Source organism: Gaiella sp., from assembly GCF_035710885.1.
Classification (GTDB): Bacteria; Actinomycetota; Thermoleophilia; order Gaiellales; family Gaiellaceae; genus Gaiella.
This window is the reverse complement of sequence record NZ_DASTCS010000039.1, coordinates 24,433-48,772: the sequence shown is the minus strand read 5'-3', so window position 1 is coordinate 48,772 and position 24,340 is coordinate 24,433. Positions and strand designations below refer to the sequence as shown.

Here is a 24,340-nt window from a genome sequence, read left to right as displayed (position 1 = left end):
CCGGCATCTCGGCCTTCCTGGTCGAGAGCGACGCTCCCGGCTTCGAGGTGACGCGGCTCGAGCCGAAGATGGGGATCTCGGGCTCGACCACGGGCGAACTCGCGTTCGACGACTGCAGGATCCCGGCGGAGAACCGCCTCGGCGAGGAGGGCACCGGCTTCAAGCTCGCGATGCAGATCCTCGACCGCTCGCGACCCGGTGTCGCCGCGCAGGGCCTCGGGCTCGCCCAGGGCGCGACCGACTACGCGCTCGAGTACGCGAAGACGCGCGAGACGATGGGGCGTCCGATCGCGCAGCACCAGCTCATCCAGGCGAAGCTCGCGGACATGGAGACGGAGTGCGAGGCCGCGCGCGGGCTCCTCTACCGGTTCGGGCGCATGGCCGACGACGGCGTCGACGGGCCCGAGCTGACGAAGGCCTCGGCGATGGCGAAGCTGAAGTGCGGCGACGTCGCGATGGCCGTCACGGTCGAGGCCGTCCAGATCCTCGGCGGCTACGGCTACATCAAGGAGTACCCCGTCGAGCGCTTCATGCGCGACGCGAAGATCACCCAGATCTACGAGGGCACCCAGGAGGTGCAGCGCCTCGTGATCGCCCGGGAGATGCTGAAGGAGAGCCGCGCCTTCCTGCTCGCGGGCGTCGCCTGACGCCGTACGCCTCGGCGCTCGGGTTTCTGCCCTACACCGCGGGCACGACCGCTGACGCAGACGCCGACTTGCTCTCCCAGTAGCGGTTCAGTGCGCCCTGGATCTTGATGAACCACACGAAGAGCCCGACGAGCGGGAGCAGCATCCAGAGGCCCGTCCACCCGGAGAAGGGGGCCTCGCGACCGTCTGCCCTGAACATCTTCCCGACCTCGGAGGGGATCAGGAACCAGGTCACCGGCGAGAGGACGATGTAGATCACGAGGCCGATCACACCGCCGACGCCGATGCCCGAGTGCTCCTTCACCTCGTCCTGTGTCTTGAACACCCAGTACAGCGTGTAGATCCCGAGAGTCACGATCGTGATCAGGATCGCGAAGCCGATACCGCGCGGGCGGCCCAGCGGGCCGGTGGTGGAGGCTTGTGTGCTCATGGGCCTGCAGTCTCGGTGGTCTGCCGGACGGCGTCCACGACCGCGAGCTCGTCCGCGTCCGCGCGGACGTCCGGTGGCGTCGCTGGCGGATAGCGCTCCTTCACGTCCTCGACGTAGCGTGCGAGCGCGTCGGCCGTGACGGCGTCGTGGATCTCGACGACGTTCTCCGCGTTCCGCTCGCCGGAGCGGGAGAAGTTGAACGAGCCGACGAAGCACACGTCGTCGCACACGACGACCTTCGCGTGCATGAAGTCCTGGATGCCGTCGGGAGCCCACGGGGTCGAGGGCTTCCCGGAGAAGGCGCCGCGCTCGACGATCGTGTGCAGGAGCGGGATCTTCCACGCGCTGACCCCGTTGCGGCTCCACTGGTGGAACACGTCGTCGACCTGTGTGTCGTCGACCACCCCCACGACGGTGCAGCGACGCTCGTTCACGACCTCCACGAGCGTGCCCAGGATCGGGCCGGCCGTCAGCACCGGCGAGGCGATGCGCACGCGCTTCCGTGCGCGCCCGATGTGCTTCGCCACGCGGTGCGAGAGCGCGTCGCCGTGGCCCGGGGTGAACCACGGACGAACCGTGATGCCGTCCGCCAGCTCGACGGGACGCGGCTCGACGGTCCCCGTGCCCTCGACCGCACCGCGCTGCCAGAGCTCCTCGAAGGCGAGCGTGAACGCGAACGCGAGCCGGTCGGCGCCGAGCACGCGCACGACGACGTTCTCCTGCCGCGTCCACGAGTCCTCCGTCCAGTTCATCGAGCCGGTCCAGACGTCGACGCCGTCACGCACGCAGAACTTGTGGTGCATGAGGTCCGGGATGCCCGCGATCCCGCGCGTCTCGACGGGCAGCGCCTCGATCGCCTCGGGGCGGGTCTCGGGCGGCGGGGGCACCGCGATCGGCCCCGGGTGGTCGACGTTGTACATCAGGCGGACCCGGAGCCCGCGCTGATGCGCGGCGAGGAGCGATGCGAGCACGAGCGCTCCGGCCTCGGTCTCGAGGCGCACGTCGTAGAGGGCGAGGTCGAGGCTCCTGCGAGCGCCGTGCAGAAAGGCCGCGATCTCCGCCGCGACGCGCGACGCCGGCTGTCCGCCGTCGGTGAGCGTCAGGAGCTCGATCGACGAGTTCATCGTGCCGCGGCGAGCCTATCCGCGTCGGCCACCAGTAGCCGGAGGCGCGTGCGTTTTCGGCAGCGGCAGCGACTCGGCCTCCGCGACGACCGCCTCGCGGGCTTCGACGGAACCGTGATCGAGCGCCATTCCAGGAGTGTCTTCCGGGGCGGGACGGTCGGCCACGATCGTCACGAAGCGAACGACTTGACCGCGACCCAGACCCGTCCCCCACCGACCGTCAGGGCGTCCCAGGGGTCCGCGGGGTAGATGAGCGTCCCGAGCGGGATCGCCTTGGCCACGGTCTGGGACTCCGGATCGGCATGGAGCAGCATCCCATCGGCAGTCGCCACCCAAACAGCTCCATATCCTGTCGCGATGCTGCCGCCCTCCGCGGTGCGGCCGAGCGGAACGATTCCCGCGAAGCGCTTGGTCGTGGAATCGATCCTCCACAGTGACGTGGGAGCCAGCAGCCAGATGGCACCGTCGCCGACTGCGATCCGATAGTGCCAGCCAGTAGTCTCGCCGATTGGGCCGAGCGGAATCGTCTCGACGACATCCCCGGTCCTCGGTTCGATCCGTTCGATCGTGTTCGGCTCGGGGGTGACCGCCCAGAGCGCGTCTTCCCCGTACGCGATCATCCGGTTGCGACGCGGGCGTACCGGCTCCGCGGCGGTCGTGGCAGCGTCGATGCGGATGATGTCCCCAGGGTGGCCGGCGCAGCTGCAGACGAAGACCGCGTTCGGGCCTGCCTCCATGTAGGCCCACCTCAGGCCCAGGGTTCGGGGGAGGCGGATCGTGGCGACGACGTCATTGATGTCAGGGTCGACTCGCAGCACGGCCGAGCCCGAGTCGCTGAGGACCCAGACGCTTCCGGCGACCACCTCGACGTCGGTCGGCGCAACGCCGAGCCCGATCGTGCGCACGACGTCCAGGGTTCTCGGATCGATCCGTAGGAGGGTGTCGTCATCGCGGTTGCCGACCCAGACAGACCCTTCCCCGAAGCCGGGCCCGGTCGGCCTCCCTCCGACCGGAATCTCGCCGGCGATCGTGTCCGTTTCGGGATCGACGACGGCGACGGAGTCGCCCGCCAGGACGACAGGTTCGAGCGAGCCATTCGACGAGTAGCGTGCGGCCGCCACAGCGGCGGTCAGGATCGCGAGCAGCAGTGCGGCGGCCAGCGCGACGGGTCCGCGGCTCCCGAGCCGTGGCCCTTGCCGCACCGTGTCGATCCGCGCCTCTCCTCGGCGCGGCGTCTCGCCGCCGGGCACCTCGAGTGACGGATCGTGGCGGAGGATCGCCCGCTCCAGCGCCTGCAGACGGGGGCCGGGCTCGATCCCGAGCTCCTGACTGAAGTTTCGCCGAGCGCTCCTGTACGTCTCCAGCGCCTCTGCCTGGCGGCCGCTTCGGTAGAGAGCGAGCATCAGCTGTGCGCGCAGGCCCTCGCGGTACGGCTGCGCAGCCGCCAGAGTTTCGAGCTCGGCGACGAGCGAGTCGTGGCGACCCAGAGCGAAGTCCGCCTCGATGCGGGTCTCGAGCGCGGTCAGTCGAAGCTCCTCCAGACGCGCGATCTCGCTCTGAGCGAAGAGCTCGGAGGCCAGATCGGCAAGAGCAGGGCCCCGCCAGAGCGCGAGGGCTTCCCGGAGCGTCAACGAAGCGCGTTCCGCCTCGCCGCTCGCGAGCTCTCCCCGACCCTGCTCCAGGAGACTCTCGAAACGACGCGCGTCGAGCGCTTCCGGCGGAACATGCAGCACGTACCCCGCCGCCTCCGTGAGCAAGGGCTGCTCACCGTTTGCGCCGGCAAGCAGGCGCCGCAGCCTCGAGAGATAGACGCTCAGGACCGCGTTGACGGTCTTCGGGGCAGCATCCTCCCAGAGCCCCTCGATGAGTCGCTCGCTCGACACGGACTCGTTCGCGTGAACGAGGAGGATGCCGAGGAGCGCGCGTTGCTTCGGACTGCCGAGCGCAAGTGCTTCCCGGCCGCGGATGACTTGAAGCGGCCCGAGAATGCGAAACTCGAGATCCGGCTGGCCCTTCGTGGGTCAATGGTACGGCGCTCGCGCTGCAATTGCGACGCGTCCTCGGGTCCGTTTGCGCGATGTATTCCTCGCATTTGACTGCCGTCTTCATCCGGGCGTGATCATCGTCGCGTGCGCATTCCTCGGACCCTCGCTCCCTCGGGCGAAACGATCGGTCTTTCGGTCGTCGTCGCGCTCGTGCTCGCCGCGAATGCAGGTGCGTACGAGGTTCCGAGCAGGCTGAACGAGGTCGCGCGCGTGTACTCGCTCGGGATGGGCGAGGTTCGCTGCCCGCCTCAGGCGGAGTGGGATGCAGATTGGGCATCGTCCTATGCCTCGGCCTACACCAACATCCGCGAGGGCTACACCGTCCTCGGGCCAGTCGCATGCAGGGGCGCGCAGGGTATTGGCAGTGCCGACGTACCTGCCTGGCAGCAAGCGCTCGGGGCCCTGGTGCTCACGCACGAGGCATTCCACCTTCGCCATTGGCGCTTCCGGCGGAACGAGGGAAAGGTGGAGTGCCAGGCTCTCGCGAACTTCAGGCACGCCGTCCAACGACTGGGGGCGACGGCCGCATTGGCCGAGGATCTCTACCCCTACGCGCTGGCGTTGCACGCCTACAAGGTCAGGCTGTTCCCTCGGTACAGAGATCCGGCATGCGTGATCCCGCCCTGGGATCCGCCGACGACGACAGGATGACCGGCTCGCGCCCGAGGTCGATCGGTCCGACGCCGCCCACAGTGATGATCAGGCCTTCGTAGATTCGGCTCGACGGGCGCTGCGGGAAGCGCGCTTGGCGGCCTGGTATGCCTCGAGCGCCTCGACCGAGTCGACGTCGCCGAGCGTCGGGTAGCTCGGGGCGAGCGGCTTCGCGGCCTCGACGCCGAACCGCTTCGCAAGGACGGCGCCGAACGCCTTCACCTTCATGTCGCCGAACCCCGGCAGCGCCCGGATCCGTCTCTCCAGCTCCTTCGCGTCCTGCGCCTCCGTCCAGACGCGCTCCGCATGGCCGCCGTACTCGCTCGAGACGTGCTGGGCCAGATCGTGCACCCGCTTCGCCATCGAGCCGGGGAAGCGATGGATCGCCGGCGGCCTGCGGAAGAGGGACTCGAGCTCGGCCGGGTCGGTCGCGGCGATCGTCGCGGCGTCGAGCGAGCCGAGCCTCTCCTTCAGCTTGAGCGGGCCGGCGAACGCCGCCTGCACCGTGATCTGCTGGTCGAGCGCGAACCCGATCAGGAGCGCGAGCGGATCCTGCGCGATGAGCGCGTCGGCCTCCGCGTCACCGGTGAAGTGGAGAGCTGTGGGCGGGCTCGCCATGGCCCGATCATAGAGGGCCGATCTCGCTTCCCCGCGTCACCGCCGGATCAGCTCGAGGACGCCGGTGGGAATGAGGCCCAGCGTCTCGTAGCGCTCGAACGCCTGCAGCGACAGCGGCTGGGCCGCCACGAGCTCGGCGATCAGCGCGGCGGCACGGTCGAGCTCGCCGCGGCGGGCGTGTGCGAACACCGCCGCCGTGACCGCCTCGTCCTCGCGCAGGCCGGCGGCGAGCGCGGCCTCGTGCTCCTCCTCGGGATCCGCGTCCGCGCCGATGCCGTTCCGCCGGCGGTACCCTGCCGCGAGCCGGTAGAGCCGCCGGAGCTCGCGCAGCGGCTCCTCGTGGTCGTCCACCCGGAGGTCGAACACGCGGTCGACGGCCGGCTGCTCGACGGCCTCCCCGGCCACGACGACCAGACCTGCCGCCTGCCTCCCGCGGAAGTCGCCCCCGGCCGCCTCGGCGGCGTCAAGTGCGGCGAGGAGCCGCTCGGCGAGCGACCCCGGCGTCGTGTCGAACGCCTCGGCCATCGCGGGCCAGACGTCGGGCGAGCGGAGCATGTTGCCCTGCACGCTCACGCCCCCCTCGCTCTGGTGTCCCGCATGGGCGATGCAGTCGTCTCCTGTGTGGGCGGCGGTCGCGCCGCTCGTATCGACGAACGCGACCTGTCGCACCTCGCGCAGGTCGTCGGCCGCGAGGAGCTCGTCGAGCGCCTCGCGCGGCGGTCGCCCGTCGGCCAGCAGCGCGAGGCCACGCGGCCCGTACCGGCGCTCGGTGAACGACTGGGTGGCGACCGCGCCGACGCCCGCGGTCGCCCAGGCGCACGCGCCTCCGGTTCCGAAGGCGCGCGACTGGACCGCCACTCCCAGCTCGCCGGTCTCCGGGTCACGCGCGATGATCGAATAGGTCATCGAGGGCGATGATGCACGACGTCCGCCTCGATGCACGGAATCGCGGGTCTCGGCCGCGTGACGTACTCTCGGCCGGTACGGTCGGCCGTACGCCCGAGGCGACGTCCGAGGGCTACCCTCGACGGGTGGACCCACTCGCCACGCTTTCACCCCGAACGAGAGCTTGGTTCGAGCGCGCCTTCGAGACACCGACACCGGCGCAGCAGCTCGCCTGGCCGGCGATCGCCTCCGGCGGTCACGTGCTCGTGCAGGCACCGACGGGCTCCGGGAAGACGCTCGCCGCCTTCCTCCTCGGACTCGACCGGCTCAACGAGACGCCCGGCGAAGGGCTGCGCCTGCTGTACGTGTCCCCGCTGAAGGCGCTCAACTACGACATCGAGCGGAACCTTCGCGGCCCGCTCGCCGGGATCGGATCCGAGCTCTCGGTCGGCGTCCGCACGGGTGACACGCCGCAGCGCGACCGCCAGCGGATGCTCCGCACGCCGCCGGACATCCTGATCACCACGCCGGAGTCGCTCTTCCTGCTGCTCACTTCGCGCGGGCGGGAGCTGCTCGCGACCGTCGAGACGGTGATCCTGGACGAGGTGCACGCCGTCGCGGGCACCAAGCGCGGCGTGCATCTGGCGCTCTCGCTCGAGCGGCTCGAGCGAGTGGTGGAGAAGCCGTTCCAGCGGATCGGCCTGTCGGCCACGCAGCGCCCGCTCGCCGAGATCGGCCGCTGGGTCGCAGGACCTGGGCGCGAGATCGCGCTCGTCGACGCGGGTCAGCGGAAGGAGCTCGACCTGGAGGTCGTCGTGCCCGTCGAGGACATGCGCGAGCTGGGTGCCTCCTCGGCTCCTCTCTCGCAGCCGGTGATGCCCGACGGCGTGGAGATGGATTCCGGCTACGAGGCCTCGGCCCGCTCGATCTGGCCGTCGATCTATCCGGCCCTGCTCGAGCTGGTGCGCGCGCACCGGTCGACGATCGTGTTCGTCAACAACCGTCGACTTGCCGAGAGGCTCGCGCTTCGGATCAACGAGCTCGCCGAGGCGGAGGTGGCGAGGGCGCACCACGGATCGCTCGCCCGCGAGCAGCGGGTGCTGATCGAAGAGGACCTGAAGGCGGGCCGCATCCCGTGCCTCGTCGCCACGTCCAGCCTCGAGCTGGGGATCGACATGGGCGCCGTCGACCTCGTGATCCAGGTCGAGAGCCCGAAGTCGGTCGCACGGGGCCTGCAGCGGGTCGGCCGCGCGGGCCACGAGCTCGGCGCGACCTCGAAGGGCCGGATCTTCCCCAAGTTCCGGGCCGACCTGCTCGAGTGCGCGGTCGTCGCCAGAGCGATGCGCGAGGGGGCGATCGAGGAGACCGCGATCCCGAGAAACCCGCTCGACGTCCTCGCGCAGCAGGTCGTCGCGATCTGCGCGGACGAGGAGATCGCCGTCGACGATCTCCACCGGCTCGTCCGCGGAGCGTATCCGTTCGCCGACCTCACCCGCCAGCAGCTCGAGAACGTGCTCGACATGCTCGCCGGCCGTTATCCCTCCGACGAGTTCGCCGAGCTCCGGCCGCGGATCGTCTGGGACCGGACCGCAGGCGTCATCCGCGGGCGAACCGGCGCACGCCGACTCGCGGTCACGAACGCGGGGACGATCCCCGACCGGGGCCTCTACGGCGTCTTCCAGGTCGACGGCGGCGGACGCGTCGGAGAGCTGGACGAGGAGATGGTGTACGAGGCCCGCGAGGGGCAGACCTTCATGCTCGGCGCGTCGACCTGGCGGATCGAGGAGATCACCCGCGACCGAGTGCTCGTCTCGCCGGCACCCGGCGTGCCGGGGGCGGTGCCGTTCTGGAAGGGGGAGGGCGTGGGCCGGCCCTACGAGCTCGGGCGGAGGATCGGCGGCGCTTCCCGGGAGCTCGCCGCGCTCTCCGACCGGCGCGCGACCAGCAGCCTGAAGGACGACTACCACCTCGACGGGCTCGCGACGCGAAACCTCCTGACGTTCCTGCGGGAACAGGAGCGCAGCTCGGCGCTGCCGACCGACAGGACGGTCGTGGTCGAGCGGTTCCGCGACGAGATCGGCGACTGGAGGGTCTGCGTCCTCACGCCCTTCGGCGGGCGCGTCCACGCACCCTGGTCGATGGCTCTCGCCGCCCGCCTGCGCGACGCGCTGGGCCTGGAGGTGCAGTCGCTCTGGTCGGACGACGGGATCGCCCTCCACTTCCCCGACGCCGACGCGCCCCCGGCGCTCGCCGACCTGCTCGTCGAGCCGCAGGAGCTCGAGGACCTCGTCGTCCAGGAGGTCGGCTCGACCGCGCTCTTCGGCGCGCGCTTCCGCGAGAACGCCGCGCGCGCGCTCTTGATCCCGCGTCGGAGGCCGGGCCAGCGGACACCGCTCTGGCAGCAGCGCCTCAAGGCGCAGAGCCTGCTCGAGGTCGCGCGCAAGTACGGCTCGTTCCCGATCATCCTCGAGACGTACCGCGAGTGCCTCCAGGACGTCTTCGACCTCCCGGCGCTTCGCAGCATCCTCCACGGCCTCTCCACACGGGAGATCGACCTCGTGGAGGTCGAGACCCCGTCCGCCTCGCCGATGGCAGCCTCGCTCCTCTTCGACTACGTCGCCACCTACATGTACGAGGACGACACCCCGGCCGCCGAGCGACGTGCCCAGGCCCTCTCGCTCGACCGCGAGCTGCTGCGCGAGCTGCTCGGCCAGGAGGAGCTGCGTGACCTGCTCGATCCCGGCGCGCTCGCCGAGGTCGAGGGCTCGCTGCGCCGGCCGCCCCGGAACGCCGACGAGCTGCACGACCTGCTGCGCCGCGTGGGAGACCTGCGCGAAGGGGAGCTCGACGCCGGGTTCGCCGAGACGCTCGTCCGGGAGCGGCGCGCGTTCCACGCCCGCCTGGGAGGGGGCAGCGCCGTGATCGCAGCCGAGGACGCCGGGTTGTACAGGGACGCCTTCGGCGTGATGCCGCCGGGCGGCCTCCCCGAGGCGTATCTCGAGCCGGTCGAGGACGCCCTCGAGCGAGTGCTCCTCCGCTACGCGCGCTCGCGCGGGCCCTTCACGACACGCGAGGTCGTCGCGCGCTACGCGCTCGAGGACGCCGAGGTTCTGCTCGCCGGCCTCGAGGCCCGCGACCTGCTCGTGCGCGGCGAGCTCCGCCCGGGCGGCGTCGAGCGGGAATGGTGCGACCCGGACGTCCTTCGCCGGATCCGGCGGGCGTCGCTCGCCGTCCTCCGCCGACAGGTGGAGCCCGCGGAGCAGGCGGCGCTCGGGCGCTTCCTGCCCACGTGGCACGGGATCGACCGGCGCGCGACCCTGCGCGAGGCGCTCGTCCCCCTCCAGGGCCTCGCGCTGCCGGTCAGCCTCTGGGAGACCGAGATCCTTCCGCGCCGGGTGCCGGGCTACCAGGCGGCCGCGCTCGACCAGCTCTGCGCGTCGGGTGAGGTCGTGTGGGTCGGTGCGGGGCTCGACCGGGTCGCACTCTTCTACCGTGAGGACGCCGCGGTGCTGGGGCCCCCGATCGCGGCGGAGCCCCTCGACGGGCCGGCGCACGACGCGGTCCGCGCGGTGCTCGCCCGGAGCGCGGAGTTCTGGCCCGAGCTGGTGGCCTCCGTCGGGCTCGACCACGGCGAGGCTCTGCCGGTGCTGTGGGAGCTGGTCTGGAACGGCGAGGTCACCAACGACGCGTGGGCGCCCCTCCGTGCCGAGCGCCGCTACGGCGTGCCCGCACCGGAGCGTCGCCCACGCCGGTTCTCGCGCTCGCGCGTCTCCGGTGCCGTCGCGACCGCGGGCCGCTGGTCCCTCACCGGGCGGCTGTTCGAGACGGGCGAGCGCACCCCGCAGTCGGCTGGCGGCACGGCCGACCGCCGGGCGCTCGCCGAGTTGCTGCTGGAGCGGCAGGGGATCGTGACCCGTGACGGCGTGCGGGCCGAGGGGATCCCGGGCGGGTACGGGGCCGTGTACGGCGAGCTGAAGGCTCTCGAGACCGTGGGCGCGTGTCGGCGTGGGTACTTCGTCGAGGGCCTCGGCGGGGCCCAGTTCGCGCTGCCCGGCGCCGTCGAGCGGCTCCGGGAGCTCCGCGACCTCGCCGACGACGACCCGCTCGTCCTCGCAGCGGCCGATCCCGCGCAGCCGTACGGGGGAGTCCTCCCCTGGCCGAGGCGGGCAGCCGCGCGGGCGGCGCGCGTCGCGGGCGCGCACGTCGTCCTGCTCGGTGGGCAAGCGGCGCTCTACGTCGAGCGCGGCGGTCGCTCGCTCCTCCCGCTCCGCGACCCCGAGCCGGCGTGGCTCCGGCCCGCCGTCGACGCCCTCGTCGACTGGGTCAGGGCGGACAGAGGCCGGCGGCTCTCGGTCGAGCGGTTCGACGGCCATCCCGTCGTCGAGAGCGAGGCCCTGTCGCTGCTCGTCGAGGCCGGCTTCCTCGCCGGGCCGCGGCGTGCCGTCCTACGCCCCTGAGCGCACCAACGGAGAACGCTGTCCCTGGACAGATCCGTCGTCCCGGCGACAAGAGGTCCACAGGAACGGGGCGGTCCCCCCGACCGCCCCGTCTCTGCCCCGTGTCGGACGGTCGCTACGGGAGAGCGATTCGGCCGCGGTGGCGTGCCGAGAAGTAGAGCGCTGCCCCCGCCGCCGCGAGGAGAGCCGCCATGCCTGCGCCGAGGCTGATCCACGTCCAATCGGTGTCGTCGCCGGACGAGCTCGCCTGGGTCGTCGAGCTCGGCGACGAGAGATCGGTGCGCGTCAGTGCCGAGTCACCCGTCAGGCCCTCGGGCATCGTGTGTGCGACGCGTCCGGCCCATGTGCCGGTGGCCCTGGACGACGACTCGCCGCTGAACAGGCTCTCGTCGACGCCGATCCCGTGGCTCAGGTACGGGATCGTGCCGGGCTCGCCGGGGGCGGCCGTGCCGGGCTCGACGGCCGACGCCGCGCCGGCCTGAGCGGCCCCGTCACGCTGGAGCGCCGCGTGCACGCCCGTCAGCTGGGGTGACTGCCGGCTGCTGAGCTCGCCCTGCCTCGTCAGTGCCGAGTCGCCCGTGAGGCCGAGGGTCGCCTCACCGCTGAACCGGCTCTCGTCGACGCCGATCCCGTGGCTCAGATACGGGATCGTGCCCGGCCCGATCGGTGCGGGCACCGCAGCCGCGCTCCCTCCGCCCTCGACGTCGAGATTCACGGCGTGCGCCGGGCCTGCGATCAGGGCTGCGACCGCCGCGAGTACGGCGGTCGTCAAGAGCATCCTCGTAGTTGTTGCGTCGTTCATCTCCGACTCCCTTCCGACCGTTCGACCATGGGCGGGAGGCTAGGAGGGCGCCGGCGGCACGTCGTCCTCCGCTGCGACACAGCGTGTGTAACGCTTGCGACAGATGGAATGGCGGCTCTTGGCGGGCGTCCCCGGCGAGGACGTGCGAGCGGTCCTCGCGCTGGCGCGCCGGGCCACCTACCGGCGCGGCGAGGTCGTGTTCCACCACCACGACCCTGCGGACGCTGTCCACCTCATCGCGAAGGGCCGCTTCGACATCCGCATCACGACACCGCACGGCGACGTCGTGGCGCTCGCGATCCGCGGCCCGGGGGAGACCTTCGGCGAGCTCGCGCTCGTGACGGGGACGGAGCGAAGCGCCACCGTGACCGCGTTGGAGCCGGGGGAGACGCTCGTGCTCCGCGGGTCGGAGTTGCGCCGGCTCGCGCGGGAGCAGGCTTCGGTGGACGAGGCGCTGGTGCGCATGCTCGCCGAGCACGTCGCGCTCCTCTCGGAGCGCCTTGTCGAGGCATACACCGTCGACGCCGAGACGCGGGTCGCGCGCCGCGTGCTCGAGCTCGCCCGGGTCTACGGCGGCTCGCCGCCGATCGTCATCCCTCTCATCCAGGAGGAGCTCGCCGCGCTCGCGGGGGCCTCGCGGGCGACCGTCAATCGCGTGCTGCGAGAGGCCGAGGGGCGCGGCCTCGTCCAGGTCAGCCGGGGGAAAACCGTCCTGCTCGACCCGGAAGGGCTCGCCCGGCTGGCCCGCGTGCGCGGCTGAGACGCGGCCCGCGCGGCATCAACCTCAGCGCCCTGGAGCGGTGCGCAGCAACTCGGAGCAGGATGCCTCGGCCAGCCACCGCTCGTATCGCTTCGGCGTCCAGCCCCGGTCGTGAGTGAGGAGGTGCCAGACCGCCGGGCGGTTGAGCGTCCAGAGGATGTCGGTGGCGCGATCGACGCCCAGCCCGGGCATGAGTGCCTTCTTCCGGTGGATGCTCTGCACGATCGCCCGCTGGTTGGAGTGGAGCTCGCCCTGGATCCGCTCCCAGAGAGCGGCGATCTCGGGGTCGACGGAGGCGCCGCCGCGAACGACGTCCAAGGACGGCGCCGACGCGCGACCTGAAGGCCCGCGCGTTGCGGGCGTTGAGGTGGAGCTACCTCACGGGATCGGGCTCGTCGAGCACTTCGCGGTACCAGGTCTGCTCTGCGACGGGGGGGTCGTGCTCGTCGCCTCGTAGGCGTGTGTCCCAGAGGGCGCGCAGCAACCCGCTCTTGGTCTCGAAGGCGAGGTAGACGGTCTTGAGCGCGACGCCCACCTCGGCGGCGATCGCGTCCATCGTCGTCCCTGCATAGCCGCGGTGCGCGAACAGGCCCTGCGCCGCGGCGAGGATCTCACGGCGCGTGGCGGCCGCTTGGAAGCCGCGCTTCACCGCGGATGTGCCGCAGGCCAGACGGGACGCGACCAGCCACCGGCTGTACCGGGCCGTCGACGACCCCAGCGAGGTGTTCGTCTCCGTCGAGTTCACCTCCCTCGACCAGGCCACGGCTGCCCGCCAGCGACTGCTCGCGTCGGGGTGCTCGACCGGGTCACGGTCGTGGCCGGCCCGTCGATCGTCGAGGAGGCGGAGGCGGTGGTCTACTAACCGGATGCCCGAGGGTGACTCGCTCCATCGCGCCGCGGCCCGGTTACGGCCGCTCGTCGGCGAGCGTGTCGAGGCATCGTCGCCGAATCCACGCGGGCTCGCGACGAACGTGGCGAAAGCGGTGGACGGCCGCGTGCTCGAGTCGGTCGAGGCCGTCGGCAAGCATCTCCTGCTCCGCTTCGAGGGAGGCGTCACCGTCCGGAGCCACCTGCGCATGAGCGGGCGCTGGCGCGTCCGGGAGAGCGGCGGGCCCGCATGGCGCGGACGGCCGTGGCTCGTCCTGGCGACGCCGCGGTGGGAGGCGACGCAGTGGAACGGCCCGGTGCTGAAGCTCGACGACGGGCGCGCAGGCCGGCTCGGCCCCGACCTGCTCGCGGATGCGACCACCGTCGGCGAGGTCGTCGCACGTGTCCGTCGTGCGGATCCCGCCAGGCTCCTCGGCGACGTGCTCCTCGATCAGCGCCTCGTCGCCGGCATCGGGAACATGTGGCTCGCGGAGCTCCTCTGGCAGGGACGCCTCTCGCCCTTCCTTCCGGTGGGCCAGGTGACCGACGACGAGCTCGGGGACGTGCTGGGCTGGGGCCGCCGGTCGATGCGCGGCGCGGTGGCCGGGGCGCGGCCGCCGCGCGCCGTCTATCGCAGAGCGGGTAGGCCCTGTCCGCGATGCGGGACGCCGATCCTGTCCCGCGGGCTCGGTGAGCTGAACCGGACGGCGTACTGGTGCGCAACCTGTCAGCGCGCACCGTGACCGCCCGGCCGGGACGCCGCGCGGCAGGGATCGGGCCGCCCGTCGGGTACCTGTCATCGTGGCACCCCGCTCGCCGCAGCTCCACCACGCCCTCCGGGCCTTCACGCTCGGCGCGTTCGCGTACCTCACCCGTGAGCTCGAGGAGGCCGGCGAGTCGCTCCCGTTCGCCTTCGAGGAGCACGAGGCCGAGGACCGACCGGCGCTCTACGAGTACCGGCCGCTGGTGCGGGACTTCGTGGAGGGGCGCGCAGCGCGGCTGCGGGGTCGCGAGGACGCGCTGATCGCCCTCGAGGAGCTGGGCCGCGAGCCGGCGGCGGGCATCTACGCCCGGGCGCACGCCGGACGTGACCCCTCGGAGGACGACGCACTCTTCCGGACCGTCCTCGTCGACCTCCTCATTCGTGTCGCCGAGGCATGCGGCGGCTTCGACTGGGACGACGAGTCCTTCGACCGCGCGTACGCCGAGCTCGAGCGCTCGCTGTTCGGCGAGCGACGGACGTACACAGCCGTCGCCCCGCTCGTGGGCATCTCGACGGGCGTCCAGCGCGAGCTCGGCGCCTCGATGCGCGTCCGCGCGGCGGCGGACGGCGAGCTCGCCCGCCACTGGCCCGAGGCGAAGGGGCTGCTCCCGCAGGGGTTCGGGCGCGAGCCCGACCGGTACTGCGTGATCGAGCTGCGCGTCGCGCTCGGCTCCGGCGAGGACGTACCCGACGCTCCCTCGGAGATCGCCGACTCCGTGTCTGCGATCAGGCTCGCGACCGCCGCGCCGCTCGCGGCCGGGCCGGTGCTGTTCGAGACGCTCGACGGGCGGCCTTACGGAATCCGCCCGGTCCTGCCGATCGCCGCGACGCCCCCACCGGGCGAGCCGACGCGGCTCGACGAGTTCCGCGCCCCGCTGGCGGCGGAGCTCCTGGTGCGGCTCGGTCTCGCCGACGCGGACACCCACCTCGCCGAGGCCCTCGACCGGTGGGAGCTCTCGCTCTTCCAGCACGAGCCGTTCCGCTCGGAGCAGCTCCGAGGCGCGTTCGCGGCGCTCCTCGGGACGACGTGGCCGCTGCGGGCCGCCGTGCTGCTCGAGCACGACCCCGAGCGGCGCGAGGTGCTCCACCGTGACCTGGCGCTGCTCGCGTGCGGCGACGAGGAGGCGACCACCCCCGCGGCGGACGCCGTGCGGCGGTCGCTCGTCGAGGTACTCCGGGACGGCGACCGACCAGCGCTCGTCGCGCGGCTCGATCGCGCCCTCCTCGGGCTCGCGGTGCCCGATCGGCTGCGCGCGGCCTCGTAGCACCCCGAGGGTCTCGGTCGTCCCGGGCCGGGGCGCGACCTGCGCTCGAAGGGGCCCGCATGCGGCACGCAATCAGGACGCCCGGTCGCCCGTGAACGCTGCCGGAGCTTCCGGCTAGGCTCATCGGGCGACATCGCGAAGCTCGTGGCCGGGCAGTCCTCCGCATCACCGAGGACGTCGACCCGTGGACGGTCACGCGGTCACGAACTCGGCACGAATTCGGCACACCTCCGTCACAGGTGACGGGCTACGGTCGCTGCATGGAGGAGGTACGGAGCATCCTCGAACGGTTCGAGCGGATCGAGTCCTTGCGACGGGCGAACGCGGGCCCGGTCGAGTTGCTCGGGGAGCTCCGTGCCCTTCTCCGCGAGGCAGAAGCGTGGGTGAGGGTGGAAGGAGGTGATGCCGGCGACGCCGCGGTCGCGCGACTGCGGGAGGCGTTGGCGCGTGACATGATCGGCGCGTGATCTCACACTGGGACGACGTCGACGCCGTCCACCGCCAGTCGGGCCACATCTCCGGTCACTGGCAGTCCCTCACCGGTCAGGCGTCGGAGGGAGTCGGCGTCAAGCGGATTCGGATCGACCCGGGCAAGTGGTCGACGCCGCTCCATCTCGAAGGCTCCGAAGAGGAGATCTTCTACGTCCTCGACGGCCGGGGCGTCTCGGTGCAGTGGGACGGTTCGAGCGAGGACGCGTACGCCGTCGGCGTCGGTGACTGCCTCGTGCATCTCGCGCTCGAGCACGCACACACGCTCCAGGCGGGGCCGGACGGCCTCCAGGTGCTCGCGTTCGGGCAGCGCCACTACGCGGCGAACACGCTCCTGCCGCGGGCCGGGGTGTCCTGGCTCGGTCCCACCTGGGTGCTCGAGGGTGCGCCGGACGATCATCCGTGGAAGCGCGAAGCTGCCGTCGGCCCACCGAACGTGGGCGAGCTGTCCGATCGGCCGGCGCGGATCGTGAATGCAGCCGACGTGGAGCCCGAGACCCGCGAGGGCGCGACGGTCGCGCGGACGGTGCGTGACCTCGGGCGGGCCGCAAGGTCGGAGCGGACCGGCCTGCGGCTGTTCGAGGTCGAGCCCGGGAAGCTGCTGAACCCGCCGCACTGCCACAGCGCCGAGGAGGAGATCTTCGTCGTCCTGGACGGCGAGGGGACACTCGAGCTGTGGCCTCATCTTCGGCAGGGCGGCGAGCTCGAGGAGCATGCTCTTCGGGCAGGAAACGTCGTCGCGCGCCCGGCCGGCAACGGGCGGCCACACACCTTCAGGGCCGGCGACGGCGGCCTGTCCGTCCTCGCCTACGGCACACGCGAGACCGGCGACGTCACGTACTACCCTCGTTCGGGCAAGGTGAACTTCCGCGGCCTGGGGTTGATCGGTCGTCTCGATGTGCTCGACTACTGGGATGGGGAGGATTGAACGACGGGTGAAGGAGTCGGGTGGACCGTGGTGAACGAGGCGTGGTCATGGGACTCATTCGCCTGCTGCCACGCACCGGGGGCTCACGCCCGGCCCCTGCCGTCGAGCCGGAGCCCGATCCCGCACCGGCCCTCGAGCCGGAGCTCGATCCGACACCGCTCGACTCACCGGAGCCGGTCGCGTTGAGCGAAGCCGCACGCGAGCCCGCGGCGCCGATCGTCACTCGCGTGCCCGTTCCCAGCGAGCCTGCCGTCGAACCGGTCGAGGTCCCCGCAACCGGTGAGCGCACGGCCACGCGCGTGATCGCGTTCGCGAACCAGAAGGGCGGCGTCGCGAAGACGACCACCACGCTCAACCTCGGCGTCGCCTTCGGGGAGATGGGTCATCGTGTGCTGCTGGTCGACCTCGACCCGCAGGGCAACCTGACCATGAGCCAGGGGCTCAACCCCGACGTGATCGAGCGGTCGATGTTCGACGTGCTCGTTCACAAGGTGCCGATCTCCGAGGTGATCGAGCACCGCGAGGTCGACCTCGCGGTGGCGTCGATCGACCTCGCCGGCGCGGAGCTGGCGCTGAGCTCGCTGATCGGCCGCGAGCGGTCGCTGGAGAAGGCGCTCGTCGAGGTTCGCAACGCCTACGATTTCGTGCTCATCGACACGCCGCCCTCGCTCGGGCTGCTGACCATCAACGCGTTCGTCGCCGCGACCGGCGTGATCGTTCCCGTGCAGTGCGAGTACCTCTCGCTGCGGGGTCTCGTGCAGCTCGAGAACACGCTCGCGATGGTCCGCGAGAACCTCAATCCAGACGTGGGAGTGGAGGGGATCGTGCCGACCATGTTCGACGGGCGAACGCTGCACTCACGCGAGGCGATCGAGATCCTGGAGGAGAACTTCGGCGATCTCGTCTTCCGCACCCGCATTCGCAAGACCGTTCGTTACGCGGAGGCGCCCGTGAAGGGCAGCTCCGTGCTCAAGTACGACCCGACGGGCGCCGCGGCGGAGGGCTACCGCGAGCTGGCGCGCGAGATCCTCGCCGCGAAGGAGGCCCAGGATGGCGCGCAAGCGCGCAAGCATGCGTGAGGGCCCGCTCGCGGAGCTCTTCCGCGCGACGGAAGCGGCACAGCGGGCCAAGGGAGAGCAATCGGCCGGCGAGCCTGCAGCGCCGCCCGAGCCGACGGCCGCCGAGCCGGTGGAGCAGCTCGAGGCGCAGCTCCCGCTCGAGCCGCAGGAGCCGCCTGCCGAGGCGCCCCGGCCGACGCCGGTGGAGCTGGACGCCACCGTCGAGCACGTCTACGACTTCGAGGTCGGTCGCTCCGAGCGCAGCGAGGCGTCGGCCGCCCGTGCGCCCGAACCGCCCGTCGCCCCTGCGCCAGAAGCGCCGCCTGCGCGGGAGCCGTCCGTCGTGGAGCCGCCTGCCCGTCCGGTTGCAGAGGTGACGCCGGTCGTCGAGCTCGTCCGCGAGCCGCGCGCGGAGGCGTTGCGCGAAGAGCCGGCCGAGCCGTACCGGCCACCCGCGAGCTTCGTCACGCCGATGCCCGAGAGCGCGCCGCGACTCCACGTCGCCGGCGACGTTGCCTCGTACCTGGCGGTGATTCGCGTCGTCGGGGTCGGGGGCGCGGGGATCAACGCGGTGAACCGGATGATGGACGCCGGGATCGCCCAGGTGGACTTCGTCGCCGTCAACACGGACGCGCAGCAGCTCGAGCTCTCGGACGCGCCCGTCAAGATCCACATCGGCGAGTCCATCACCCAGGGCCTCGGCTCGGGCTCCGATCCCGAGACAGGCAGGCGAGCGGCCGAGGACGGCTATGACCACGTCCGCACGGCGCTCAGAGGCAGCGACATGGTGTTCGTCACGGCGGGCGAGGGCGGTGGGACCGGCACGGGCGCCGCTCCGGTCGTCGCCAGGATCGCGCGCGAGCTCGGAGCTCTCACGGTCGGAATCGTGACGACGCCGTTCAAGTTCGAGGGAACGCGGCGACGGACGACCGCGGAGGGCGGCGTCGAAGCGCTGCGCGCTGCCTGCGACACGGTGATCGTGATCCCGAACGACCGCCTGCTCGAGGTGCTCGACCGCTCGACGTCGATGATCGACGCGTTCCGCATCGCCGACGACGTTCTCCGCCAGGGCGTCCAGGGGATCTGCGACCTGATCACGATGCCGGGGCTCATCAACCTCGACTTCGCCGACGTGAGGACGGTGATGACAGACGCCGGATCGGCGCTCATGGGCATCGGCTACTCCGAGGCGCACGAGAACCGCGCCCGCGAGGCCGCCGAACGAGCCCTGCGCTCACCGCTGATCGACACCGAGATCGTCGGCGCGCGCGGGATCCTGCTCTCGATCGCAGGCGGCGACGACCTGACGCTCCTCGAGGTGAACGAGGCGGCGGAGGTCGTCCGCCAGGCCGCGACGGACGACACGAACATCATCTTCGGCGCCACAGTGGACGAGCGCCTGACCGGGCAGGTGTGGGTGACGGTCGTGGCCACCGGCCTCGGCTCCGGACGCCGGGCCTCGTACACGCCGGCGGCGGCATCGTTCGCGACCGGGCCCGCGCGGCGCACGACGGCCGCGCCCGAGCGCGAGCTTCCGAGCTTCCTGCGCTGAGCAGCGCGGGCTGAGCCCGGCAGCGCCCACCCGAGCGTGGCCATGCGACGGCGTCTCCGCCTGCGGGGCTGCGCCTCCCCCGGGCGACGGAGGCCCCGGCCTGCGGGTGCCCCTCGCTCTACGCTCTCCGCATGGGTGGAGCGGTCGCTGCAGGGAACCGGGACTCGGCCGACGCAGGCGCGTGGGCGCTGAAGGAGGGCGGCACGTGCGTCGACGCCGCGCTGGCGACGACCTTCGCCGCGTTCGTCACCGAGGGCCCCCTCACGGGCCCCGCGGGTGGAGGCTTCGTCCTCCTCCGCGAGCCGGGGGAGGAGCCGACGGTGCTCGACTGCTTCTTCGAGGTGCCCACCGTCGCGCGCGGGGAGATGGACGAGATCGAGATCGACTTCGCGGACGCTTCGACCCAGACGTTCCATGTCGGCGAGGAGTCCGTCGCGGTGCCCGGTCTGCTGCCCGGGCTCCAGGAGGCACACGAGCGGCGCGGACGGCTGCCCTGGGCACGGCTGTTCGTCCCCGCCCTCGAGCTCGCCGCCCGCCCGTTCCCCGCCACCGAGGCGCAGACGTTCCTGCACGAGATCCTCGCCGCGATCCTGCAACGGGAGCCCGGGGGGAAGCGGGTCTACGGCACTCCGGGGGTGATCGACGCGACCGACCTGGTGCCGGCGCTTCGGCTCTTGCGCGACGCCGGCGCAGACGCCGTCGCGCTGTTGCTCCCGGAGCTCGCTGAGGACCTCGAGCGTTACCGGGTGCAGGAGCACCGACCTCTGGAGGAACCGTTTGCGGGGGCGACAGTCCTGACCACACCCGCACCGTCGCTCGGGGGCGCGATCGTTCAGATCGGGCTCGCGACCCTCGATGCTCGGGATCGCGGAGCACCGGGGTCCACGGACGAGGCGCGTGCCCTGGCAGCAGCGCTCTCGGCCGCGTACGGCAGCGGTGGGGCCGGAGCCGGATCCAGGCCGACCGGGACGACACACGTTTCCGTGGTGGATTCGGACGGCGCGGCCGTCGGCCTCTCGTCCACGCTCGGCTCGGGCTCCGGCGCCTTCCGCCAGGGCTTCCAGCTCAACAACATGCTGGGCGAGCGCGACGTGATCGGGCTCGAGACACGCGAGCCGGGGACACGGCTCCCGAGCATGATGACCCCGACCCTCGTCCTCGACGAGTTGGGCGACCCGCGGCTCGTCGCCGGCAGCGCGGGCTCGGTTCGCCTGGCGGGCGCGATCCTCCAGGTCGTCGAGGCGGTCGTCGCCCAGGGCATCCCGGTCGCCGAGGCGATCGCACGTCCCCGCCTGCACATCGACGGGCAGGTCGCCCATGTCGAGGGCGGCTGGGCCGACGACGTCGCCACCGCGCTCGCCGAGGAAGGCTACGACGTCCGCAGCTGGTCGGATCGGAACCTCTTCTTCGGCGGCGTGTCGGCCGTCGAACGTCGCCCGGACGGCGCGCTCGGCGCGGCCGGGGATCCGCGGCGCGGGGGCCACGGGGCCGTCGCCCGATGATCGTCGTGAGGCCGGCCGATCCGAACGACGCCTCCGAGCTCGTCGCGCTCGCGGCCGCCGTCGGCCGAGAGGAGGGAGACTGGCTGCTGACGACCGAGGCGTGGCGGCCGGTCGCGGACGAGCGACGCTACCTCAAGGCCGTCCGGCGTCATGCGGACGCGGCGGTGCTGGTGGCGGTCGACGACGACCGCATCGTGGGTCGCCTGTCGCTTGCCCGCGATCCGCATCCTGCGAGCTCTCACGTCGCGGACCTCGGCCTGATGGTCGCTGCCAGCCATCGACGGCGGGGGATCGGGCGCAGCATGCTGGAGGCCGCGGTCGCCTGGGCGCGGAGGTCCGGGGTCAGCAAGCTGGAGTTGCACGTCTTCCCGTGGAACGAGCCCGCGATCCAGCTGTATGAGGGGTTCGGGTTCGAGCGCGAGGGGCTCCGCCGCGGCCACTACCTCCGCGACGGCGTGCCGGTCGACGCGCTCCTCATGGCGTACCACCTCCCCTCGGAACCGGGAGCCCTTCCATCTCGAGAGCCCTGATCAGGAAGCGGCGCATCTCGGGCTCGTAGCGGGGGTCGAAGAGCGCCTCACCCCCGACCATCCCTCCCGCCGACCTGACAGCGGCGACCAGCTCGGCGATCGACGGTCCCGTCTCCGTCCGCCCGACCGGAAGCGCTATCCAGCTCGGAGGTGGCCCGGGCGCGGCGTCGTCGAGGGGCCATCGATCCGTGACCGGTACCTCGTCACCACGCGACCCGCGTTCGTCCATGGAGACAGCCTGCCGGGAGAGGCGTCACGTGTCTGTGCCGACTTCGTGCCGAAAGTGAGACGGCGTGAGCACGTCGTGCGCGATCCGACGCCGCCCGTCGCCCGCGGGTCGACGCGTCGGCGGCCGCTGGGCGGAGGGATCACCAGACCAAGGACGGCGCTACCCGACCAGGCCCACCGACGCCACGAGCGTCCGCCAGTCCGGGGGCCCCGCGTCGCGGAGCGCCTGCGCGGCCGACAGCCGCGCCGGGCCGTGCGCAGCCGCGGTCGAGAAGAACGCGGGATCCGGGTCGATCCACACGCGGGGAAGGTGCAACCGGTCGGCGTCCCAGCAGGTGCCGATCGTCGGGTCGTCCGACACCTGCCCGTCGGAGTGCAGGCGGAGCGCCTCCACCAGCGACGTGAATCTCGGCTCGTCCAGCGCCAGCGCACCTTCTGCGCGCAGCTCGGCCGCGAAGTCCGCCGCCCGGGCGCCGTGCCCGGGATCGATCGCCTCGTTCGCCCGCCGAGTGTCGTGCATGAGCCCGAAGCAGAAGACGAGTGCCCGGTCCACGTCCCCGGTGGTCGAGGCGAGCTCGAGCCCGGTCGCGGTCACGCAGCGCCAGTGGCTCTCGCCGTGCCACTCCGAGTCGCGCCGCCACGCGCGCTGCAGGACCGCCTCCACGAGGGCGTTCAGCGTCCCTGCTTCCACCCGCTCACCATCGCACGCTGCGCAGCTGTCTGTGGCGACGCCACGAAGGCGTCCGTGACATCGCGGCGCAGCTCCGCGATCCGTCGGATCGGATCACCCGTGTCAAGGCCATGCCGCATCAACCAGCAGCCGACGACGGTGCCGGTGCGGCCGATGCCGCCCCAGCAATGGACGTAGACCGTGCCGCCGTCCTCGATCGCCGAATCGACCTCGTCGAGGATCCGCATCATGTGCGGCACGGTGGTCGTCCCCATGTCCACGATCGGATGCGAGGTGCGTCGTGCGCCGTCCCCCAACAGCCCGTCGTAGGGCTCGAGCGGGTCTCCCGGGTGCGTCAGGTCGACGAACAACGTCACACCGTGGTCGGCGAACGCACGAAGCCGGCGCGCAGCCTGGTCCGGGTCGGCCGAGCCGGGGTACTCGCCGGCCAGGAACCCGGCGGCGACGCGGTAACTGTCCCGGATGGGGAGCATCGAGGCTCCAGGCATGGTAGGCGCTGCCCGGTCGACGCCGATGTGCGCCGGGCCCGCTGGCACGTGTGACGGCGATCTTCTCCAGCCGCGCCGCTTCGCGTAGCCAGCTCGTCACCTCACGTCGTACGCTTCGTCCGTGGACGCCGACCCCGTGGAGCTCCGCGTGCTCGGGTGCCTGCTCGAGAAGCAGCGCACGACTCCCGATCAGTACCCGCTCTCCCTGAACGCCCTTCGCCTCGCCTGCAATCAGACGACGAACCGCGACCCCGTTGTCAGCTACGACGAACAGGAGATCCACGAAGCGCTCCAACGCCTTGCCCGCCGCGGATGGACTCGACTCGCGAGTGGGGCGGGGAGCCGCGCCGCGAAGTACAGGCAGCTCTTCGACGAAGCCCTCGGCCTGACAGATGACGAGGTCGCCGTGCTCTGCGTCCTGATGCTCCGCGGAACCCAGACCCCCGGCGAGCTGAAGCAGCGAACTGCCCGACTGCACCCCTTCGTCGGTCTCGACGAGATCCACGAGACACTCGAACGACTCGGGGCGCGGGAGCTCGCCGAGCGACTCCCACGACGGCCGGGACAGAAGGAGGAGCGATACCGCCACCTCCTCGCCGCAGACGACGGTACCCCCGGCGCAGCAGCCGGGCCGGACACGACGTCGATGGGGTCACCGGCCCCCCTGCCCGCACCCGACCTGGAGGCGCGCGTCGCCGCTCTCGAGGCCGAGGTCGCCCGGCTGCGTGCGGCGCTGGCCGCCTCTGCAACGGTCGAGCAGCCGGACTAGAGCACCCGCGGGACGAACGCCGCCGCCGTCTGCCAGGGTCAGCTTCGCGCGGGCGGCCAAGTGTGAACGGAAACCCCGACGCGCGGGTAGTCGCGTCGACCAGAAGGCCGCGAAGCGCTCAGAGCCGACCCGGCAGGAGCGTCTCCTCGCCCTCGGGCCCGAGGCGGTAGGCCCGAGCGCCCGCCTCGCGCGCGATCACCTCCGCGAGCTCCGTGCCCTCGTAGAGCACGGCCGCTGCGTCGTCGCAGGCGATGCCCGGAGGGAAGCCCTCGCGGACGAGGCCCTCGTACACCGGCCGCCGGCGCTCCTCACCGTCGTAGTGCGGGCACGCGCTGCCGGGCAGGAACCCGAGCCCGTCGCGCATTCCGGCGAGCTCCGGCCCGAACGAGTCCGTCACCCCGGCCTCGAACCAGCAGATCATCCCCGCGCTCCAGCCGCACAGCAGGATGTCGCGCTCCCACGCCTCGCGGAGAATCGCGTCGAACCCGTGAGTGCGCCAGATCGCGAGCGCGTTCGCGGTGTTGCCTCCCGACACGTACACGGCGTCCTGCGCGAGGACGACCTGGCGCAGCTCCGCGGGCGGCCACGGGAAGAAGTCCACGTGACGGGCCTCGGCGCGCCGAGCGAACGAGGTGTAGAAGGGCAGCAGCACGTTGTCCCGCGAACCTGCCGCAGTGGGTACGAACAGGATGCGCGGGCCACCGGCGAGCTCGAGGATGAGATCGTCGAAGTCCGTTCCGAGCGAGAAGCCGCCCATCGCGAGGATGCGTCCCGCCACCGGCCGAGTATCG

The 24,340-nt window shown here is 72.0% G+C and carries 23 protein-coding genes and 1 pseudogene; 13 read left to right on the top strand and 11 right to left on the bottom strand.

What is annotated here, in order from left to right; all coding sequences use genetic code 11:
• On the top strand, nt 1-647 hold a 647-nt coding region (locus VFO26_RS09240; protein WP_325114668.1), incomplete at its 5' end, for an acyl-CoA dehydrogenase family protein.
• Between the two features lie 31 nt (nt 648-678).
• Here the strand turns inward: VFO26_RS09240 and VFO26_RS09235 are convergent.
• From VFO26_RS09235 to VFO26_RS09225, 3 genes are all read right to left on the bottom strand, one after another.
• Nucleotides 679-1,077 (bottom strand): DUF4234 domain-containing protein, encoded by a 399-nt coding sequence (locus VFO26_RS09235; protein ID WP_325114667.1) that lies wholly within the window; start codon nt 1,075-1,077, stop codon nt 679-681.
• Nucleotides 1,074-2,201: a phospholipase D-like domain-containing protein gene (locus VFO26_RS09230; protein WP_325114666.1), complete on the bottom strand. Its 1,128-nt coding sequence runs from the start codon at nt 2,199-2,201 to the stop codon at nt 1,074-1,076. The genes VFO26_RS09235 and VFO26_RS09230 overlap by 4 nt, the downstream gene beginning before the upstream one ends.
• A 170-nt stretch (nt 2,202-2,371) precedes the next feature.
• Nucleotides 2,372-4,168: a BTAD domain-containing putative transcriptional regulator gene (locus VFO26_RS09225; RefSeq protein ID WP_325114670.1), complete on the bottom strand. Its 1,797-nt coding sequence runs from the start codon at nt 4,166-4,168 to the stop codon at nt 2,372-2,374.
• 162 nt (nt 4,169-4,330) lie between these two features.
• Here VFO26_RS09225 and VFO26_RS09220 point away from each other — a divergent pair, with 162 nt between their 5' ends.
• The gene (locus tag VFO26_RS09220) at nt 4,331-4,897 is read left to right on the top strand and encodes a hypothetical protein (RefSeq protein ID WP_325114665.1); all 567 of its coding nucleotides are present in this window, start codon (nt 4,331-4,333) and stop codon (nt 4,895-4,897) included.
• A gap of 48 nt (nt 4,898-4,945) precedes the next feature.
• Here the strand turns inward: VFO26_RS09220 and VFO26_RS09215 are convergent, their stop codons facing one another.
• Together VFO26_RS09215 and VFO26_RS09210 are read right to left on the bottom strand one after the other, a co-directional pair.
• The gene (locus tag VFO26_RS09215) at nt 4,946-5,515 is read right to left on the bottom strand and encodes an HhH-GPD-type base excision DNA repair protein (RefSeq protein WP_325114664.1); all 570 of its coding nucleotides are present in this window, start codon (nt 5,513-5,515) and stop codon (nt 4,946-4,948) included.
• Between the two features lie 36 nt (nt 5,516-5,551).
• Nucleotides 5,552-6,421 (bottom strand): DUF1028 domain-containing protein, encoded by an 870-nt coding sequence (locus tag VFO26_RS09210; protein WP_325114663.1) that lies wholly within the window; start codon nt 6,419-6,421, stop codon nt 5,552-5,554.
• 125 nt (nt 6,422-6,546) lie between these two features.
• Between VFO26_RS09210 and VFO26_RS09205 the strand changes: the two genes are divergently transcribed.
• Nucleotides 6,547-10,857, top strand: coding sequence for a DEAD/DEAH box helicase (locus VFO26_RS09205; RefSeq protein ID WP_325114662.1), 4,311 nt, complete (start codon nt 6,547-6,549; stop codon nt 10,855-10,857).
• A 115-nt stretch (nt 10,858-10,972) separates the two neighbouring features.
• Here VFO26_RS09205 and VFO26_RS09200 read toward each other — a convergent pair whose 3' ends face one another.
• The gene (locus VFO26_RS09200) at nt 10,973-11,629 is read right to left on the bottom strand and encodes a hypothetical protein (RefSeq protein ID WP_325114661.1); all 657 of its coding nucleotides are present in this window, start codon (nt 11,627-11,629) and stop codon (nt 10,973-10,975) included.
• A 133-nt stretch (nt 11,630-11,762) separates the two neighbouring features.
• On the opposite strand from VFO26_RS09200, the gene VFO26_RS09195 reads away from it, so the two are divergent.
• On the top strand, nt 11,763-12,419 hold the full coding sequence (locus VFO26_RS09195) for a Crp/Fnr family transcriptional regulator (RefSeq protein ID WP_325114660.1): 657 nt from the start codon (nt 11,763-11,765) through the stop codon (nt 12,417-12,419).
• 24 nt (nt 12,420-12,443) lie between these two features.
• On the opposite strand, the gene VFO26_RS09190 is transcribed toward VFO26_RS09195, so the two are convergent.
• Entirely contained in the window at nt 12,444-12,737 is a 294-nt protein-coding gene (locus tag VFO26_RS09190) for a hypothetical protein (protein WP_325114659.1), read from the bottom strand.
• A gap of 55 nt (nt 12,738-12,792) precedes the next feature.
• Nucleotides 12,793-13,182: a helix-turn-helix domain-containing protein gene (locus tag VFO26_RS09185; RefSeq protein WP_325114658.1), complete on the bottom strand. Its 390-nt coding sequence runs from the start codon at nt 13,180-13,182 to the stop codon at nt 12,793-12,795.
• A 103-nt stretch (nt 13,183-13,285) separates the two neighbouring features.
• On the opposite strand from VFO26_RS09185, the gene VFO26_RS09180 reads away from it, so the two are divergent.
• The 8 genes and pseudogenes from VFO26_RS09180 to VFO26_RS09145 all read left to right on the top strand — a co-directional run bounded on the left by VFO26_RS09180 (nt 13,286) and on the right by VFO26_RS09145 (nt 21,373).
• A complete protein-coding gene (locus VFO26_RS09180; protein WP_325114657.1) occupies nt 13,286-14,029 on the top strand; it encodes a DNA-formamidopyrimidine glycosylase family protein in 744 nt (247 codons plus the stop codon).
• Nucleotides 14,030-14,087: 58 nt separating this feature from the next.
• Complete coding sequence (locus VFO26_RS09175) at nt 14,088-15,314, top strand: hypothetical protein (RefSeq protein ID WP_325114656.1); 1,227 nt, start codon at nt 14,088-14,090, stop codon at nt 15,312-15,314.
• A gap of 260 nt (nt 15,315-15,574) precedes the next feature.
• The gene (locus tag VFO26_RS09170; RefSeq protein ID WP_325114655.1) at nt 15,575-15,781 is read left to right on the top strand and encodes a hypothetical protein; all 207 of its coding nucleotides are present in this window, start codon (nt 15,575-15,577) and stop codon (nt 15,779-15,781) included.
• A complete protein-coding gene (locus VFO26_RS09165; protein WP_325114654.1) occupies nt 15,778-16,731 on the top strand; it encodes a cupin domain-containing protein in 954 nt (317 codons plus the stop codon). Before VFO26_RS09170 ends, VFO26_RS09165 begins: the two co-directional genes overlap by 4 nt.
• 47 nt (nt 16,732-16,778) lie before the next feature.
• The gene (locus VFO26_RS09160) at nt 16,779-17,810 is read left to right on the top strand and encodes an AAA family ATPase (RefSeq protein ID WP_325114653.1); all 1,032 of its coding nucleotides are present in this window, start codon (nt 16,779-16,781) and stop codon (nt 17,808-17,810) included.
• 451 nt (nt 17,811-18,261) lie between these two features.
• Nucleotides 18,262-19,311 (top strand): annotated as a pseudogene (gene ftsZ / locus VFO26_RS17905) (cell division protein FtsZ); the annotation flags it as partial.
• Between the two features lie 161 nt (nt 19,312-19,472).
• The gene (locus VFO26_RS09150; RefSeq protein WP_325114651.1) at nt 19,473-20,843 is read left to right on the top strand and encodes a gamma-glutamyltransferase; all 1,371 of its coding nucleotides are present in this window, start codon (nt 19,473-19,475) and stop codon (nt 20,841-20,843) included.
• Entirely contained in the window at nt 20,840-21,373 is a 534-nt protein-coding gene (locus VFO26_RS09145) for a GNAT family N-acetyltransferase (protein ID WP_325114650.1), read from the top strand. The genes VFO26_RS09150 and VFO26_RS09145 overlap by 4 nt, the downstream gene beginning before the upstream one ends.
• A gap of 388 nt (nt 21,374-21,761) precedes the next feature.
• Here VFO26_RS09145 and VFO26_RS09140 read toward each other — a convergent pair whose 3' ends face one another.
• Complete coding sequence (locus VFO26_RS09140; protein ID WP_325114649.1) at nt 21,762-22,292, bottom strand: hypothetical protein; 531 nt, start codon at nt 22,290-22,292, stop codon at nt 21,762-21,764.
• Nucleotides 22,274-22,765 carry a protein-tyrosine phosphatase family protein gene (locus VFO26_RS09135; RefSeq protein ID WP_325114648.1) on the bottom strand — a complete coding sequence of 164 codons (492 nt, stop codon included), beginning with the start codon at nt 22,763-22,765 and terminating at the stop codon, nt 22,274-22,276. Before VFO26_RS09135 ends, VFO26_RS09140 begins: the two co-directional genes overlap by 19 nt.
• Before the next feature lie 136 nt (nt 22,766-22,901).
• Between VFO26_RS09135 and VFO26_RS09130 the strand changes: the two genes are divergently transcribed.
• Nucleotides 22,902-23,549: a YceH family protein gene (locus VFO26_RS09130; protein WP_325114647.1), complete on the top strand. Its 648-nt coding sequence runs from the start codon at nt 22,902-22,904 to the stop codon at nt 23,547-23,549.
• A gap of 118 nt (nt 23,550-23,667) precedes the next feature.
• Here the strand turns inward: VFO26_RS09130 and VFO26_RS09125 are convergent, their stop codons facing one another.
• Nucleotides 23,668-24,327 carry a peptidase E gene (locus tag VFO26_RS09125; RefSeq protein ID WP_325114646.1) on the bottom strand — a complete coding sequence of 220 codons (660 nt, stop codon included), beginning with the start codon at nt 24,325-24,327 and terminating at the stop codon, nt 23,668-23,670.
• Nucleotides 24,328-24,340: the final 13 nt, after the last annotated feature.

What these genes read in the sequence shown, in the direction of transcription:
- VFO26_RS09180 (WP_325114657.1), top strand. Translation starts at nt 13,286, where the DNA reads ATGCCCGAGGGTGACTCGCTCCATCGCGCCGCGGCCCGGTTACGGCCG.
- VFO26_RS09135 (WP_325114648.1), bottom strand. Translation starts at nt 22,765, where the DNA reads ATGCTCCCCATCCGGGACAGTTACCGCGTCGCCGCCGGGTTCCTGGCC.
- VFO26_RS09235 (WP_325114667.1), bottom strand. Translation starts at nt 1,077, where the DNA reads ATGAGCACACAAGCCTCCACCACCGGCCCGCTGGGCCGCCCGCGCGGT.
- VFO26_RS09210 (WP_325114663.1), bottom strand. Translation starts at nt 6,421, where the DNA reads ATGACCTATTCGATCATCGCGCGTGACCCGGAGACCGGCGAGCTGGGA.
- VFO26_RS09160 (WP_325114653.1), top strand. Translation starts at nt 16,779, where the DNA reads ATGGGACTCATTCGCCTGCTGCCACGCACCGGGGGCTCACGCCCGGCC.
- VFO26_RS09195 (WP_325114660.1), top strand. Translation starts at nt 11,763, where the DNA reads ATGGAATGGCGGCTCTTGGCGGGCGTCCCCGGCGAGGACGTGCGAGCG.
- VFO26_RS09150 (WP_325114651.1), top strand. Translation starts at nt 19,473, where the DNA reads ATGGGTGGAGCGGTCGCTGCAGGGAACCGGGACTCGGCCGACGCAGGC.
- VFO26_RS09170 (WP_325114655.1), top strand. Translation starts at nt 15,575, where the DNA reads ATGGAGGAGGTACGGAGCATCCTCGAACGGTTCGAGCGGATCGAGTCC.
- VFO26_RS09215 (WP_325114664.1), bottom strand. Translation starts at nt 5,515, where the DNA reads ATGGCGAGCCCGCCCACAGCTCTCCACTTCACCGGTGACGCGGAGGCC.
- VFO26_RS09230 (WP_325114666.1), bottom strand. Translation starts at nt 2,201, where the DNA reads ATGAACTCGTCGATCGAGCTCCTGACGCTCACCGACGGCGGACAGCCG.
- VFO26_RS09145 (WP_325114650.1), top strand. Translation starts at nt 20,840, where the DNA reads ATGATCGTCGTGAGGCCGGCCGATCCGAACGACGCCTCCGAGCTCGTC.